The organism is Halorussus salinus, from assembly GCF_004765815.2.
GTDB lineage: Archaea > Halobacteriota > Halobacteria > Halobacteriales > Haladaptataceae > Halorussus > Halorussus salinus.
In genome coordinates this window covers 126,588-142,344 of the sequence record NZ_ML974127.1, presented here as the reverse complement: position 1 = coordinate 142,344, position 15,757 = coordinate 126,588, and the positions used below count along the sequence as shown (strand labels likewise).

Sequence of the window (15,757 nt, the reverse complement as noted above, 5' to 3'; positions counted from 1 at the left end):
CTCCCGCCCCTACGCCGGTACATGTCACGGAACCGCGGCGAGTGGACCACGGCCGAGATGCCGGAGATGGACGACCGCGTCGTGGTCGTCACGGGCGCGAACAGCGGCCTCGGCTACGAGGCGACCCGCGCGTTCGCCCGGAAGGGCGCACACGTCGTCATGGCCTGCCGGAGCGAGGAGCGCGGCGAGGAGGCCAAGCGCCGCATCCGCACCGAGGACGACGGGCGCGTCCGCGGGTCGCTCGAAGTGGCCGAACTCGACTTGGCGGACTTGGACTCGGTCCGGGCGTTCGCCGACGAGTTCCGCGCGGCCCACGACGACCTCCACGTCCTCTGTAACAACGCGGGCGTGATGGCGATTCCCCGAAGCGAGACCGCCGACGGCTTCGAGATGCAGTTCGGCGTCAATCACCTCGGGCACTTCGCGCTGACCGGCCACCTCCTCGACGTACTGCTGAACACCGACGGTCGGACCCGCGTCGTGACCCAGAGCAGCGGCGTCCACGAACGCGGGGACATCGACTTCGCGGACCTCCACCACGAGGAGTCCTACGACGAGTGGGCGGCCTACGCCCAGAGCAAACTGGCGAACGTGCTGTTCGCCTACGAACTTCAGCGCAGGCTGGACGGCGCGGACGCCGAGGTCGCGAGCGTTGCCTGTCACCCCGGCTACGCCGCCACGAACCTCCAGCGCCGCGGCCCGGAGATGAGCGACTCGACGGTCAGGCTCTGGGCGATGAAGGCCGCGAACGCCCTCCTCGCCCAGTCGGCCGAAGACGGCGCGCTCCCGATGCTCTACGCCGCGAGCGCCCACGACATCGAGGGCGGGGAGTACGTCGGTCCCGGCGGCCTGCTGAACATGCGCGGCCCGCCCGAAATCCAGCGGTCGAGCGAGATCTCCTACGACCGGAACCGCGCCGACCGCCTCTGGCGGGTCTCCGAGGAGGCGACCGGCGTGACCTACGACCTCGAACGCTCGGCGACCGCGGACTGAGAGGCCGCGTCGCTCTCGCCTGCGTCGCCCGGCGTTTTCCCCGAGAGCGACGCCCAGCGCTTTTCCCGCGGAGCGTCGTAGCACGGTGAGATGGCGTCGAGTCACACCGACCGACCCGCGCTCGCCGCGTTGGCGACGCTCGGCGCGTACGTCAACCACGACGACCCGCTGGTCCGGTTCGCCTCGCTGTGGGCCGTCTGCGCCGCCCTCTTCGTCGCGGCGTGGTCCGTCGGCTACTACCTGCTCCCGGCGGGCCTGCTCCGCGGGACGAACGCCGCGAGCGCGCTCCCGGAGTACGCCGGGTCGGTCGCCGCCGAGTTTGCGACCCTCCTCGCGTGGAACCTCGGGGTCTGTCTCCTCGTCGTCGCCGCCAACACGTTCCGGTCGGTCGAGACGCCGCTCGGCTATCTCGTCGTGGTCGTCAACTGGGTGCAGGGCGCGCTCGTCTGGGGTACCGGGTCGCTCGCCGTCGAGACCGCTCGCTTCGCGCCCTCGCTGTCGGTCGCGCTCGGCCGGAGCGGCGTCTACGAACTCACCGCCTACGTCGCCGTCGCGGTCGCCACCCGCGGCGCGATTGTCTGGCACCAACCGTCCGGTCCGCGGTGGCGCGAGGAGTTCGAGCGCGTTCGCTCCCCACGCGACTGGACGATTTCCCGCCGGGAGACCGCGGTCCTACTGGCGGGACTCGGTCTCCTCGCGGCCGCGAACTACCGGGAGGCCGCGATGATTGCCGAGGCCGTGAGCTGAGGTCCGCCGTCGAGCCGTCGGATAGCTGACGTTCGGCCGCGCTGTCGGGCAGTTTTTGTCCGCCGACCGCCACTCGTCGGACATGGGTGACTCCTCCGACGCGGACAGAATCGACGCGGCCGCCAGCGACCTCCGAGCGGCAGACGCGGCGGTCGCGCTGACCGGCGCGGGCGTGAGCGCGCCCTCCGGCGTCCCGCCGTTCCGCGGCGAGGAGGGAATCTGGTCGGAGTACGACCCCGACGCCTTCGACGTGTGGCGCTTCCGGCGGGAACCCGCCGCGTTCTGGGCCGACTGGCTCGACCTCCGGGCGGACCTGCTGGACGCCGACCTCGAACCGAACCCGGCCTACGACGCGCTGGCCGACCTCTCGGCCGCGGGCCATCTCGACGCGCTCGTCACGCAGAACATCGACGGCCTGCACGGGGCGGCCGCCGACGCGCTCGCCGACCGCGGAGACGCCGCGAGCGACGCCCTCGGGGAGTCGGACCGGATTATCGAACTCCACGGCAACGCCCGGCGCGCGGTCTGTCGGAACTGCGGGTGGGCGACCTCGGCCGACGACGCCCGCGAGCGCGCCGCGTCGGGCGACCTACCGCCCAACTGCGAGGTCTGTGGCGGCGCGCTCAAACCCGACGCGGTGCTGTTCGGCGAGCAACTGCCCCGCGACGCGCTCGCCACCGCCCGCGAACTCGCGGCCGACAGCGACCTGTTTCTGGTCGCGGGGTCGTCACTCACGGTCGAACCGGCCGCGTCGCTCCCCGCGGAGGCCGCCGACGGCGGCGCGACGCTCGTCGTGGTCAATCTCGACGAAACGCCGCTGGACGCGCGGGCCGACTACGTGTTCCGCGAGGACGTGACCGAGGTCCTGCCCGCGCTCCGCGAGGCGGTCGGCGAGTAGGGTCGCAGTCCGCGACGCGGGGACCGCTCGCGCCTCGGCGAGTAGAAGTTGCCGGAACCCCGGCCGCCGAGCAGAAGTTGCGACCATCCACCGACATAAGCCGCTGGCCTGCGTGGGTGGGAACGACCATGACCGATTCCGACGACGCAGACGACCGCCGCATCCACACCGACAGCGTTCACGCGGGCCAAGAACCCGACTCCGCCACGGGGTCGCGCGCGCCGCCCATCTATCAGACGACCTCGTACGTCTTCGAGGACGCCGACCACGCCGCCTCGCTGTTCGCACTCGAAGAGCCGGGCAACATCTACAGCCGACTCACCAATCCGACGAACGCGACGCTCGAAGAGCGACTCGCAACCTTGGAGGGCGGCGTCGCGGCGCTCGCCACGTCCAGCGGAATGGCCGCGCTCGATTTGGCCACCTTCCTGCTGGCCTCGGTCGGCGACAACGTGGTGACGGCCTCGTCGCTGTACGGCGGGACCTACACCTACTTCACCCACACCGCGCCGCGCCGAGGAGTGGACGCGAAGTTCGTGGACACGCTCGACTACGACGCCTACGAGGAAGCCATCGACGACGACACCGCGTTCGTCCACCTCGAAACCGTCGGCAACCCCGCGCTCGTCACGCCCGACATCGAGCGCGTCGCGGACATCGCCCACGACCACGACGTGCCCCTGTTCGTGGACAACACCTTCGCCACGCCGTACCTCTGCAACCCCATCGACCACGGCGCGGACCTCGTCTGGCACTCCACGACGAAGTGGCTCCACGGGAGCGGGACCACCGTCGGCGGCGCGCTCATCGACGGCGGCACCTTCGACTGGGACGCCGACGACTACCCCGAAATCGCCGACGAGAATCCCGCGTACCACGGCGTCAACTTCCAAGAGCGGTTCGGCGACGCCGCGTTCGCCTACGCCGCCCGCGCCCGCGGTCTGCGCGACTTGGGTAACCAACAGTCGCCCTTCGACGCGTGGGTCACGCTCCAGAAGTTGGAGTCGATGCCCCTCCGCGTCGAGCGCCACGCCGAGAACGCGCTGGAAGTCGCTCACTTCCTCGACTCCCACGACGACGTGGCGTGGGTCAACTACCCCGGACTGGAGAGCCACGAGACCCACGAGAACGCGAAGAAGTACCTCGACGGCGGCTTCGGCGGCATGATTACGTTCGGACTGGAGGGCGGTTACGAGGCCGGTCGCGCAGTGACCGAGGAGACCGACCTCGCCAGTCTGCTGGCGAACGTCGGCGACGCGAAGACGCTGGTCATCCACCCGGCCAGCACGACCCACCAGCAACTCACCGAGGAGGAACAACTGGCCAGCGGGACGACGCCCGACCTCGTGCGCCTCTCGGTCGGTATCGAGGACGTTGAGGACATCATCGCGGACTTGGAGCAGGCCATCGAGGCGGCGCAGAATCGGGCCTAATCGGTCACGGGGGATTTTCGGCGTCGTTGAGGTTCGTGGTTTTTTCCGACTCGTACGCGCGCCGCCACAGTTTGTGGACTGCCCGAGCGACGGTGTTCGGCTCCTCGACTCGGATACAGGACTCCTCGGCGTCTTTCGACGGTGCGTTGGGTGCCGGATGGAAGTGGCGCGCGGGAGCGCCGTCTTTCGGATGGCAATCCCACCGGAAGTTCACGTCCTCCGAATCGACGTGGTGGAAGGTGTAGCAGCCACTCCGGTACCACGTCACGTCGAATCGTGCCCACTCGGCGTCGCCGATTCCGTCTTCGAGAGAGACGTGAAGCTCTCGGGGGTCGAGGAGGTCGTTCAGTCCCGACTCGGACTCGTCTACGAGTCCGTCGAGGTTCGAGAACGTCTCGCGGATTTGCTCCATCGCGGCGATGTCCGGTGGCCCTACGTCGCCGTCCAAGTCGTCTTCGGCGAGCATCGCTCTCTCAGACGTTCGCTCCCGATTCGCTTCCGGCGAACGCTCCGTTCGTTTCGTCTCCGACGCGCCCATCGCTCGCTCTCGCGGCACTCTCGTCGTCCGGGTCGAAGTCGTAGAGCGAGAGCGCGGCCTTCGCCACGTCCAAGTTCTCCTCGAGCGTGCGCCAGCGAGTGACCGCTCGCCACCCCTCGTCGCCCGATTCGAGTTCGTAGGCGAGGTCGTCCGGGTCGTTCGCGCCGTACTCCTCGCGGAGCGACGCGATTTGGTCACGAAGGCGCTCGATGGCGTCCGTCAGCTCCGATTTCGAGTATTCGCGGTGAATCGACGCGATGCGCCGGACGGCGACGCTCTGTGCGGACCGTTTGTACCGCGTTCCCCGTTGGGCCGGAACTGACTCGGCGTGTCCGATTTCCGCGAGCGTCGAGAGGTGGTCTCTGGCGGTCGGCTCGCTGACCTGTGCGCGCTCGGCGATTTCCTTGGCGAACTGTGGGTCGGTCGTGGCGTCGAGAACGTCTTTGACGCGCTCGAACGGCGTGGTCTCCTCGACCCACTCCTCGACCGCCGCCTCGTTCACGTCGCCCTCCCAAAGGTCGGAGGGCGATTGGTTCTGGTCGGTCATCGTCGTGGCTCTCGTCTATACCTTGTACGACGAGGGAAAAATAGTTTTCTCCAAAAAATCTAGTTTTCCCGTTCTCTTCGCCGCCCCGCGTGTCCCGGATAGTCGCGCTCGACTCGGCACAAAATCCTTATATCTTCGGCGTCGATATTACCGATGAGGATGCGGACCGGACCCTTGCACGCCGCGGGGTGCGGTTCGACGAGGAGCGAGAGGTAGTGGCTCCCGTTCCGATGACATCCGTTCTACGCTGTCAACGAACGAAGGTACGAGCGGAGCGTCTCGCTCTCGATTTGGGTGACGCGACGGCCGTAGTGTCCATCGTTCGTCAGTGACGCGGATTCTGAGGGACGCTGGCCGTCTATCCACGCCGTGATTCTCGTCCGAACGAGGTCCGCCTGTGATACCCCGGACGTTCGGAGACGAAACAGCGACGCCGGGGCGATAGTCGGTCCCGTCCAACTACCGTCTATCCGGACGGCTTGTGGAGGCAGAACCCCGATAGAACCTCCATCGGCAACCCGCTCGCGGACGAATCCTGCGAGGTAGTCCGCGGCGATAACTTCGGGATACGTGAGGTCGGCCTTCGTTAGCGGTGCGACGAAGACTGGACACACGTGAGACTGGAAACTTCCGTCGAACGTTTCTGCGGCCTGTTCTCGAAGAACGCGCTGATTCGACCCGTAGGTGTCTTCACCGCCGTCGTGGAGCAGTACAGCATCTCCATCGACCGACCAAGACATTTTCGCGTGTGGCGTCGTTAGCGCCTTGCTAGTCACGGTGCAGGCAACGGCCGCACGTTCTACGAGGTCGTACCGTTGCCACCCTACTGCGACGCTCCAAGACATGGTATCCGACGAAATCGCCTCGGCAAATCGCTCGACTCGGTTCGTCTGTTCGTCCCGCCCGTTTACGACCGCCGTCAGTGACCGTGACTTGTTCTGCCACGGGTGCAGTTCACACTCCACGAGTCGTTCCGCGAGTCGTGTACTTTCGGACCGGTCACAGCAGACGGCCGCTACCGCGAACGGCTTCGAGTCTCCCGTGGGGTTTCCCGACTCGTCTACGCCGACGACGGTGCCGACTCGCGTTTGCTCTCCGGACCCGACTTCGACCAACTGTACCGGCCGTAGCGCCATCCCTACGATTCGGTATCCGGTCCGATAACCAAAAAGCGTCGATTTAGACTATTCTTCGCGCCGCCCGGCGTGACCCGGATAGTCGCGCTCGAATCGGTCCTCGATTTCTTCCTCGCCGAACTCGATTATCACGGGCCGCCCGTGCGGGCAGGCGTAGGGGTTCTCGCAATCGTCCAGCGCCGCGAGGAGTTCCACCACCGACCCCTCCCGGAGCGACGTGTTACCCGTAATCGAAGGGTAGCACGCCAAGTCCGCCAGCAGGTCGTCGGCGACGGCTTCGACCGTCTCTCCTCGGTCGTCGGGGTCGGTCGAGACGAACTCGCCGAGCGCGTCGCGCAGTAGCGCGGGGTCCAGCGTCTCGTCCAGCACGGTCGGCGCGGTCCGGACGCGGACGGTTCGCTGATTTTCGTCGTCACCCTCTGCTCGCTCGGCGCGGAAGCCCAGTCGCTCCAGCGCCTCGCGGTACTCGTCGAAGACGGCGGCCTCGCCCGCCGTGAGTTCCAACGCGACGGGTTGGGCGAGCATCTGCGTGGTCGCGTCCTCCTCGAACTCCTCGCGCAGTCGCTCGTAGTTGACCCGCTCGTCGGCGGCGTGCTGGTCCACCAACACCAGTCCGTCGGGCGTCTCGGCGACGACGTAGGTGTCGTGGAGTTGCCCGAGGACGCGCATCCGTGGCAAGGTCTCAAATCCGGGGTCGTCGGGAGTCTCGCCCGCCAGTGTCTCGGTCTCGGTGGGAGCCGAGAACTTACGGTCTGAGTCTTCGGACGCTGGCTCGGTGGTTTCGTCGGTAGTCGTCGCGTCGGTGGTCGTCGTGGTACCGCCGGTAGTCGTCGCGGTGTCGTCGGTCGTCGCGGCAGTGCCGGTCGCCGTCGGTGCGCTGTCGGTAGTCGCCCCGGCGTCGGCCGTCCCGGTCCCCGACCTGCCCGACGCACCGGTTCCGCGCTCGTCGGCGTCGCCGGTCGAGTCAGCCGGTTCCCGAGTCGGGTCGGCGGATTCGGCAGTCCCCTCCTCGACGGACTCGGTGTCGGGACGCTCGTCCAGCGTCGCCTGCTCGCGGTCGTCGGCGTCCACGAGCGTCGATTGGGTCTCCGAGTCCTCGCGCTCGGGGTTCTCGCGTTCGGAGTCCTCACGTTCGGGGGTCTCTCGCTCGGGCGCGACGCTGGCCTCGTCGGGCGCGCTCCGACCTCGCGGGGCCGACGAGCGCACGAGGCCGTGGTCGAGCAGAGCCTCCTCGGCGGCGGTCTCGACGGCATCTTTCACCGCGCTCTCGTCCGACCATCGACACTCCATTTTGCGTGGGTGAACGTTCACGTCCACCTCGCTCGGCGGGACCTCCACGAACAGAACCGCGAAGGGGTAGCGTTCGGCGGAGAGTTGCCCGCCGTAGGCCGAGAGGAGCGCCTCGCGGACGACCGGCGAGCTGACGTACCGGCCGTTGACGTAGGTCGAGATGTACTCGCGGGTACTCCGGGTCGTCTCGGGGTCGCTGACGTAGCCCGAGACCGCGACGCCTGCCGCGGACTCGTCCGCGGGTATCATCGACTCGGCGACCTCCCGACCGTAGACCGAAAGGAGCGCCGACCGGAGGTCGCCCCGACCGGTCGTGGCGAACACTTCCCGGCCGTCGTGGGTCAGCGACACCGCCACGTCGGGGTTGGCCAGCGCGTAGCGCGTGACGACCGTGTTGACGTGCGAGAACTCCGTGGTCGTCGTCTTGAGGTACTTCCGGCGCGCGGGGGTGTTGTAGAACAGGTCGGCGACTTCGACCGTGGTCCCCTCGGGACAGCCAGCGGGACCGACCGACTCGACCTCGCCGCCCTCCAGTCGGAGTTCCGTCCCGCGCTCGTCGGGCGAGCCGTCCGCGTCCGCTCGGGGCTTCGACGTTATCGTCACGCGCGAGACCGCGCCGATGGTGTGGAGCGCCTCGCCCCGGAAACCGAGCGTCGTCACGCCAGCGTCGAGGTCGTCGGCGTCCTCGATTTTGCTCGTCGTGTGTTCCCGGACCGCGGCCCGGAGGTCGGCTTCGCTCATGCCCACGCCGTCGTCGCTGACGACGATTTGGTCGGTGCCGCCCTCCTCGACGGTCACGTCGATGCGGTCGGCGTCGGCGTCGAGGCTGTTCTCGACCAGTTCCTTGACGACCGAGGAGGGACGCTCGACGACCTCTCCGGCGGCGATTTTGCGGACGGTCGCGTCGTCCAGTTGGGTGATGCGCTGGCTCACGTCTGGTCACGCGGTTGGTGGGCCGGAACCGATAAACCGTCGGGTCTCGGCGTCGGCGGTGCGCGGGGCGTTATGCCTGCTCGCGGGCCAGCTTTAGCGAGGCGAAGAAGCCGAAGTAGGCGACGACGCCGCAGGCCAGTGAGAGGTGATAGGCCCACCGCGGCCCCTGCAACGCGTCGAACAGCACCGACACCGCGGCGACCCACACGACCGCGAACACGAAGTCCGTGACCATACCCGAGCGATGCTCGCGGACGTGGTTTCGGACGTTCTCGCGGACGGTCGCGGCGACGCTCCCGACCCGACTCGCGGTCACGATTCGGCCTCCCGCTCGTCCACGACCAGCACTGACCGGTGGGTCGAGCGCAGGACGCGCTCGGTGACGCTTCCCAGTAGCATCCGCTTGATGCCCGACCGGCCGTGGCTCCCCATGACGACGAGGTCCGCGTCCGCGTCCTCGGCGAAGTCGGCGATGACCTTGTGGGGTCGGCCGCCGCGGAACTGTTCTCGGACTTCGATACCGCGCTCGCGGCCCCTCTCGGCCACGAACTCCGTCGCCTCGCGGGCGCGGGCTTCGAGTTCGTCCATCTCGCCGAAGCGCCCCTGTCGGATGCGCTCGACCTGCTCGGTGCCGAGGCTCATCTCGACCGCGTCGGTGTCCACGACGTAGAGGGTATCGACCGCGGCGTCGAACTTCTCGGCGATATCGAGGGCCTCCTCGACTGCCAACTCCGCCGTCTTACTGCCGTCCGTGGGCACGAGGATGCGTTCGTACATCTCAGTCGTCCCCCTGTGGGTGGTCGTCGTCGGACGAAACCCGTCCGCCGTCCGTCGAGACCTGTCCGCCGTCGGCCGAAACCACGTCCTCGGCGCTCTGCTGTTGGCCCATCGGCTCCGGGCTGTGACACTGCCGGACGATGCGCTTGATGCGCTCGGGCGGTTCGTCGGTCGCCAGCGAGACCCCGATGGTCACGGCGAAGACGATGGGCGTGCCCAGAAGCGCGGCCCCGACGGCCGGGAACAGGTCGGCGTAGACGGGCACGACCGGCCCGGCGTCGGTGGCGAGAACGAGTTCGTTCAGCACCGCGCCGACCCAGATGAGTAGTCCCGTGGTCATCCCAGCGAGCGCGCCCGGCCGGTTGGCGTTCTCCCACCAGAGACCGAGGAAGAACATCGGGAACAGCACGAGTCCGGCCAGCGAGAACGCGAGCGCGACCAACTCGCCGACCAGCGCGGGCGGGTCGAGCGCCGTGAGCGTCACGATAGCGCCCAGCGCGACGATGGTCGCGCGACCGATGAGGAGTTGCTGGCGCTGGGTCGCATCGGAGTTGATGATGTTCGTGTAGATGTCGTGTGCGGCGGCCGACGACGCGGCGATGAACAGGCCTGCGGTCGTCGCGATGGCCGCGGCGATGCCGCCCGCCGCGACCAGTCCGACGAACCACGTCGGGAGGTTCGCCAGTTGCGAGGCGATGACGACGATAACGTCGCCCTCCGCGCCGCTCATGCCGTTCGCGCCGTAGACTTCGCCGACCTTGTTCGCGTAGAGGTCGGTGCCGAAGGCGGCGAACGCCGGGGCGCTCAGGTAGAGCAGGCAGATGAAGAACAGTCCCCACACGGTGGACCAGCGCGCGGTGCGCTCGCTCTCGACCGTGTAGAACCGCACGAGAACGTGGGGAAGGCCGCAGGTACCGACGATGAGCGAGAACGCGGTGGCGACCCAGAGGTAGAACCCGCCCGAGGAGAACGGCTCGGTGAACTCGGTACTGAGCGAACTCAGGAGCGCGCCGTACTCGACCTGCGGCAGGAAGGTGGAGTAGCCCTGCGTCCAGCCGACCGCGTAGAGGCCAGCGAGGAACGCCACGATGAGGATGACGTACTGGACGGCCATGTTCTTGGTCGCGCCGAGCATCCCCGACAGCGCCAGATAGCCGACCGTGATACCCATCATCAGGACGACCATCGTGACGTAGTCGCCGCCGAAGACGTAGATGCCGACCAGCCCCATCCCGCGGGCCTGTCCGACCGAGTAGACGAACCCGATGAGGATGGTCGTCAGCGCGGCGATGGCCCGCGCCGTGTCGGAGTCGAAGCGGTCGCCCACGAAGTCGGGCGCGGTGTACTTCCCGAACCGGCGCATCTGGGCCGCGAGGAAGATGAGGAGGATGAAGTAGCCCGTAGACCAGCCGACGACGTACGCCAGCCCGTAGTAGCCCGACAGCGCGATGAGCGCCGCCATGCCGAGGTACGACGCCGCGGACATCCAGTTGGCACCGATGGCCATCCCGTTCTCGACGTTTCCGATGGAGCGTCCGGCGACCCAGAGGTCTTCGGTGTCGGCCACGCGGAAGGCGTAGCCGATGCCGAGGAACAGCAACAGCATCGCCGAGACCATAATCGCGGGAATTAGCTTGAACGAGGCGTTCAGCGCGTCCGGCAGGAGGTCGAGGGGGACGGGCGCGAACGTCATCGGTCGGCTCCTCCGTCTGTCGCGGCGGGTTCACTTTCGGCGTCGGAAGTCGTCGCTCCGCCGGAGTGGTCGATGCCGTACTCCTCGTCCAGTTGGTCGCGCTTTCGCGCGTAAACGAACGAGAGCAGGAGCGCGCCCGTCGGCGCGCCGATGGCGGTCAGCAAGTAGTGGAGCGGGAAGCCCAGCACCGTCACGCTCGTCATGAAGTCCGTCGCGAGGTACGTCGCGGTCACGGGACCGAAGACGAAGACGGCCCACGCCGCGAACATCGTCCAGACGATGCGGAGGTGGTCGCGCATGAACGGCGTCGAGGGCTTGAAGATGTTGACCCGCGAGTCGAGGTAGTCGGTGTCGGTGTCCGCGGTCGGGCCGCCGGTCGCGACGCCGCCGTCGGTCCGCGTCGCTCCCCGACGAGGTTCGCCCGGTTCGGGTTCACCGCCGTCGGTCTCGACGCTGGGATTCGATTCGTCGGTTCGTGAGTCAGTATCTGACTGTCGTGAGTGATTATCTGACATAGGTCGTCTCGTGTGATGTTCTCTCGCAGTTCTCGTCGGTGAGTCGCTCGGCGTCGCTTTCGAGCGTCGAAAGAGGAGGTCGCTCAGTCGTCGCCGACCTTCGCCTCGATGTCGCTGACGACTTCGGGGTTCCGAAGCGTCGAGGTGTTACCGAGGTCCTCGCCGTTGGCGATGTCCTCCAGCAAGCGGCGCATAATCTTGCCCGAGCGCGTCTTCGGGAGTTCGGGCGTGAAGACGACCTGCTCGGGGCGAGCGATGGGTCCGATGGCGTCCTCGACGCCCGCGACGATGCGCTCGCGCATCTCGTCGGTCTCGTCGTAGCCGTCCTCGGTGATGACGTAGGCGTAGACCGCCTCGCCTTTGACCTCGTGGTCGCCGCCGACCACGGCGGCCTCGGCGACGCCTTCGACGCCGACGATAGCCGACTCGATTTCCATCGTCCCGAGTCGATGCCCGGAGACGTTGATAACGTCGTCCACGCGACCCAGTACGGTGATGTAGCCGTCCTCGTCTATCTTCGCGCCGTCCTCCGGGAAGTACACCCAGTCGTCGGGGTCGTCGGATTGGGTGTCGGAGTACTCCGCCCAGTACTCCTCGATGTATCGCTCGTCGTTCTGGTAGAGGGTGCGGAGCATCCCCGGCCACGGCTTCTGGACCGTGAGATAGCCCGCCTCGCCGGGGGCGACCTCCTCGCCCTGCCCGTTCACGACCTGCGCGTCCACGCCCGGCAGAGGAGGCCCGGCGCTTCCGGGTTTCATGTCCTTGACGCCGGGGAGGGTCGTGACCATCATCCCGCCAGTCTCGGTCTGCCACCACGTGTCGATGATGGGGCACGACTCGTCGCCGATGTGCTTGTAGTACCACTTCCACGCCTTCGGGTTGATGGGTTCGCCGACGGTACCGAGGAGTCGGAGGCTCGACAGGTCGTGTTCGTCGGGGTACTGGCTCCCCCACTTCATGAAGGCTCGAATCGCGGTCGGCGCGGTGTACAGTTGGTCGGCCTCGTAGCTCTCCACGATGTCCCAGAGGCGGTCTTTCTCGGGGTAGTCGGGCGTGCCCTCGTACATCATCGTCGTGGTCCCGAGCGAGAGCGGGCCGTAGACGATGTAGGAGTGGCCGGTAATCCAGCCGATGTCCGCCGAGCAGAAGTAGGTGTCCTCGGGCTTGATGTCGAGGACCGACCGGGAGGTCCACGCGGTCCACGCGAGGTAGCCGCCCGTGGTGTGCTTGACGCCCTTCGGTTCGCCCGTGGTCCCCGAGGTGTACATCAGGAACAGCATGTCCTCGGCGTCCCGCGAGACCGGTTCGACTTCAGCGCCCTCGTGTGCGTCCACGAGGTCGTCGTAGGCGCGGTGAGACTCGCCCATCGGGTGGTCGTAGTCGTCACCGAGGCGGTCCACGACCACCACGTCGCTGACCTCGTGTTCGACGCCCGCGAGTCCCTCGTCGGCTTTGGCCTTGTGTTCGAGGGGGTCGCCGCGCCGGTAGTAGCCGTCGCAGGTGACGAGGAATTCGGAGTCGGCCGCGTTCATGCGCGTGGCGAGCGCGTCCGCGGAGAAGCCCGCGAACACGACCGAGTGGGGCGCGCCGATGCGCGCGCAGGCCAGCATGGCGACGGGTAGCTCCGGCACCATCGGCATGTACATCGTTACCACGTCGCCTTCGCCGACGCCCATCTCGCGGAGCGCGGCCGCAAACTCGTTGACCTCGCGGTGGAGTTCTTCGTAGGTGTAGGTCCGGTTCTCCTCGTCGGTGGGTTCGCCGACCCACTCGATGGCCGCCTCGTCGCCGCGCTCGTCCAGATGCCTGTCCAGACAGTTCGCCGAGGCGTTGAGTTCGCCGCCGGTGAACCACTCGTAGAACGGCGGGTTCGAGTCGTCCAGCACCTCGTCGTACGATTCGTCCCAATCGAGGAGGGCCGCGGCCTCCTCCCAGCACTCGGGCCAGTCCTCCTCGAACCGCTCGTAGACGGACGGGTCCGAGACGTTCGCCTGCGAGACGAACGACTCGGGCGGTTCGAACCGCTCTCGGTCTTCGAGTCTGGCTTCGAGTTCTACGTCTTCGTTCTCCGGCATGGGCTGTGTTCACAACCCCGTCATAGCCACATAAGTCGTGGAACTAACTATCTCAAGCCCCTAATTTCTCGATGTATAGCCGTCGTAAGTGTGTTTTAGGACATTTAATGTCGTCGGGTTCACGTCTTCACTGAACCGCGCTCGCGGGCGAGGTTAAGCAATTAGTGTCGGGGCGGAGCCTCAGGGAGCGTCGAACTCGTCGGTCCCAGACGGGTCGGAGTCGTCGAACACCGCGTCGAAGACCTTCTGTTGGGCCTTCCGGAGGTGGTTGTGGAGCGTCGGCGCGGACACGTCCATCGAGGCCGCCAACTCCTCGGCGGTACTCCCGCGGGGCCACTCGAAGTAGCCCGCGAGATACGCCGCCCGGAGGACGGTCCGCTGGCGCTCGGTGATGCGGTCGTGGACCGTCTGGCGGACCGTCGCGGCGCTCTGGACTGGCTCCTCGACCTCGCGCTTCGAACGCAGGTCCGTGTCGGGGAACGACTCCTCGACGGCCTCCACGACGCGGCGCACGTCCACGCGCCGCGAGAAGACGCCCGAAACGTCGGCCTCGCCGTCCGCGGCCGACAGTTCGCGGACCGTGCCGCCGCGCTCGACCAGCGTCGAGGCGACCGACTCCCCCGAGACGGCGAACTCGAAGAGCGCGCCGTCGCCGTAGTCCCGGATGAGTCGGGCGTCGTCCACCGACTCGGCGGCCGGGACGCGCTCTAACACGTCGCCGACCGCGGCACCGCTCGCAGTCACGAAGTACAGCAACGAGTCCTCGACGGGCACGACGCCTTCGAGTTCGAAGCGACAGCCCAAATCCGCGGACGCGGCCGCGAGGAAGACCCCGCGGTCGGTCGTCCGGAACGAGAGTTCGACACCCGTGTCGGCCAACAGCAACTGTTTACGCGCGATGGCCGTGACCGTCCGGCCGACGCGCCGCCCGGCGTCCGCCAGAAGCGTCCGGTCGGCCGACGACAGCGAGTCCCGAGCCACACAGAGCAGGCCGTGAACGGTCTCGCTCGACCGGAGGGGCGCGACCGCGAGCGAACACCCCGCCAGCGGGCCGTCGGTCGGCGCGGCGTCGAGGAGGGTCGCGTCCGGCGTCTCCTCGGCGTCCGATACGCCTTCACCGCCGTCCGTCGCGCTCTCGTCGGGCAGGTCCGCCCCGTCCAGCGCGTCGGCGGGCACGCCGTCGCTCCCCTCCGGTGCGGCGCTCGTCCGGACTGCGCCCCGCGCGTCGCAGACCCAGACCGCCCGAAAGTGGTCGGCGAGACAGTCGCAGACCGCGCGTTCGGCTTCCTCGGCGGTCGAGGCGTCGGAGAGCGCGTCGCCGAGCGCCGCCCCGCAGGCCAGCAGGTCGTCGCTCCGGGAGTCCGCGCGGTGCGGTGGGGCGTTCCGCGAGTCGGTCGGTCGGGGTGGACCCGACGGCCGACTCCCGGTCCGCGACCGGTCGGCGAAAGCGTCCACGACTTCAGCGGCGGTCGGGTCGCCGAGGTACGGCGCGAGGCTCCGGAGGCTCGCCCACCCGCCGACGGCCTTGACGACGTTCGGCGGGACGCCCTCCTCGGCGAGCAGTCGCCACGCGAAGTGCTGGCGGAGGTCCCGGCAGGTCACGTCCGAGAGGTCGGCGGTCCGGTCGGCCACGTCGGCGACGAGCATCTGGACGCGCCGAGGAGATACGTCTACCACGGGGTCCCGGCGCGCGACCTCCTCTACGGTGGCGAACTTCCGGAGGTCGTGGGCGACCCCCGGCGGGACGTAGGCGTCGCGGGTCGCGGAACCGCCCGCGCTGTCGTCACTGCCTCCGCCCTCGGTCGCGTCGCCCTCGGGGACCGCGAGGAGGTAGTGGAGGTCCCCGCCGCGCTCGACCTCGCGCAGGTCCGCGGGGCGGACGCGGGGAATCTCGGCCGCTCGCAGGCCGACGCGCCCGGCGAGCGCGACCACGAGGTCCTCGCGGTAGGTCTCGGTCCGGCGGCGAAAACGCTGGAACTCCGGGGTGGTGAGGTAGTCGTCGCTCGATTCGACGGCCATTCTGTTTCGCCTTTTCGAAGGAACCCGAATAAAGCTTCCGTGAACTCGCTCGGCGATGTCGGGGAGGAGGTTTCGTCTGTTCCGTCGTGGGGAGGAATTCGAAGTTGCGGTGGGAACGACTATCGAGAAGCGAGTTCCAGTGACGAGAACGATTACTTCGAAA

The 15,757-nt window shown here is 67.9% G+C and carries 13 protein-coding genes; 4 read left to right on the top strand and 9 right to left on the bottom strand.

The genetic code is table 11. The annotated features are described in order from the left end of the window. Positions 1-21: 21 nt before the first annotated feature. From EPL00_RS00700 to EPL00_RS00685, 4 genes are all read left to right on the top strand, one after another. On the top strand, positions 22-993 hold the full coding sequence (locus tag EPL00_RS00700) for an oxidoreductase (RefSeq protein WP_135852307.1): 972 nt from the start codon (positions 22-24) through the stop codon (positions 991-993). 90 nt (positions 994-1,083) lie between these two features. Beyond that, positions 1,084-1,740, top strand: coding sequence for a hypothetical protein (locus EPL00_RS00695; RefSeq protein WP_135852308.1), 657 nt, complete (start codon positions 1,084-1,086; stop codon positions 1,738-1,740). 82 nt (positions 1,741-1,822) lie between these two features. Continuing rightward, on the top strand, positions 1,823-2,638 hold the full coding sequence (locus EPL00_RS00690) for an SIR2 family NAD-dependent protein deacylase (RefSeq protein ID WP_135852309.1): 816 nt from the start codon (positions 1,823-1,825) through the stop codon (positions 2,636-2,638). Positions 2,639-2,766: 128 nt separating this feature from the next. After that, entirely contained in the window at positions 2,767-4,071 is a 1,305-nt protein-coding gene (locus EPL00_RS00685; protein ID WP_135852310.1) for an O-acetylhomoserine aminocarboxypropyltransferase/cysteine synthase family protein, read from the top strand. 4 nt (positions 4,072-4,075) lie between these two features. Here EPL00_RS00685 and EPL00_RS00680 read toward each other — a convergent pair whose 3' ends face one another. From EPL00_RS00680 to EPL00_RS00640, 9 genes are all read right to left on the bottom strand, one after another. Then, positions 4,076-4,537 (bottom strand): RidA family protein, encoded by a 462-nt coding sequence (locus EPL00_RS00680; protein ID WP_135852311.1) that lies wholly within the window; start codon positions 4,535-4,537, stop codon positions 4,076-4,078. 7 nt (positions 4,538-4,544) lie between these two features. Further along, positions 4,545-5,156: a DUF7342 family protein gene (locus EPL00_RS00675; protein ID WP_202932515.1), complete on the bottom strand. Its 612-nt coding sequence runs from the start codon at positions 5,154-5,156 to the stop codon at positions 4,545-4,547. Positions 5,157-6,340: 1,184 nt separating this feature from the next. After that, complete coding sequence (gene mutL / locus EPL00_RS00670; protein ID WP_135852313.1) at positions 6,341-8,515, bottom strand: DNA mismatch repair endonuclease MutL; 2,175 nt, start codon at positions 8,513-8,515, stop codon at positions 6,341-6,343. Positions 8,516-8,585: 70 nt separating this feature from the next. After that, positions 8,586-8,831, bottom strand: a complete 246-nt coding sequence (locus EPL00_RS00665; protein WP_135852314.1) for a hypothetical protein — start codon at positions 8,829-8,831, stop codon at positions 8,586-8,588. Continuing rightward, on the bottom strand, positions 8,828-9,292 hold the full coding sequence (locus EPL00_RS00660; RefSeq protein WP_135852315.1) for a universal stress protein: 465 nt from the start codon (positions 9,290-9,292) through the stop codon (positions 8,828-8,830). Before EPL00_RS00660 ends, EPL00_RS00665 begins: the two co-directional genes overlap by 4 nt. A gap of 1 nt (position 9,293) precedes the next feature. Further along, positions 9,294-10,985: a VC_2705 family sodium/solute symporter gene (locus EPL00_RS00655; RefSeq protein ID WP_135852316.1), complete on the bottom strand. Its 1,692-nt coding sequence runs from the start codon at positions 10,983-10,985 to the stop codon at positions 9,294-9,296. Further along, positions 10,982-11,500: a DUF4212 domain-containing protein gene (locus tag EPL00_RS00650; RefSeq protein ID WP_135852317.1), complete on the bottom strand. Its 519-nt coding sequence runs from the start codon at positions 11,498-11,500 to the stop codon at positions 10,982-10,984. Before EPL00_RS00650 ends, EPL00_RS00655 begins: the two co-directional genes overlap by 4 nt. Positions 11,501-11,583: 83 nt before the next feature. Further along, positions 11,584-13,575, bottom strand: coding sequence for an acetate--CoA ligase (gene acs, locus EPL00_RS00645; RefSeq protein ID WP_135852318.1), 1,992 nt, complete (start codon positions 13,573-13,575; stop codon positions 11,584-11,586). Positions 13,576-13,755: 180 nt separating this feature from the next. Further along, the gene (locus EPL00_RS00640) at positions 13,756-15,594 is read right to left on the bottom strand and encodes a bacterio-opsin activator domain-containing protein (protein WP_135852319.1); all 1,839 of its coding nucleotides are present in this window, start codon (positions 15,592-15,594) and stop codon (positions 13,756-13,758) included. Positions 15,595-15,757: the final 163 nt, after the last annotated feature.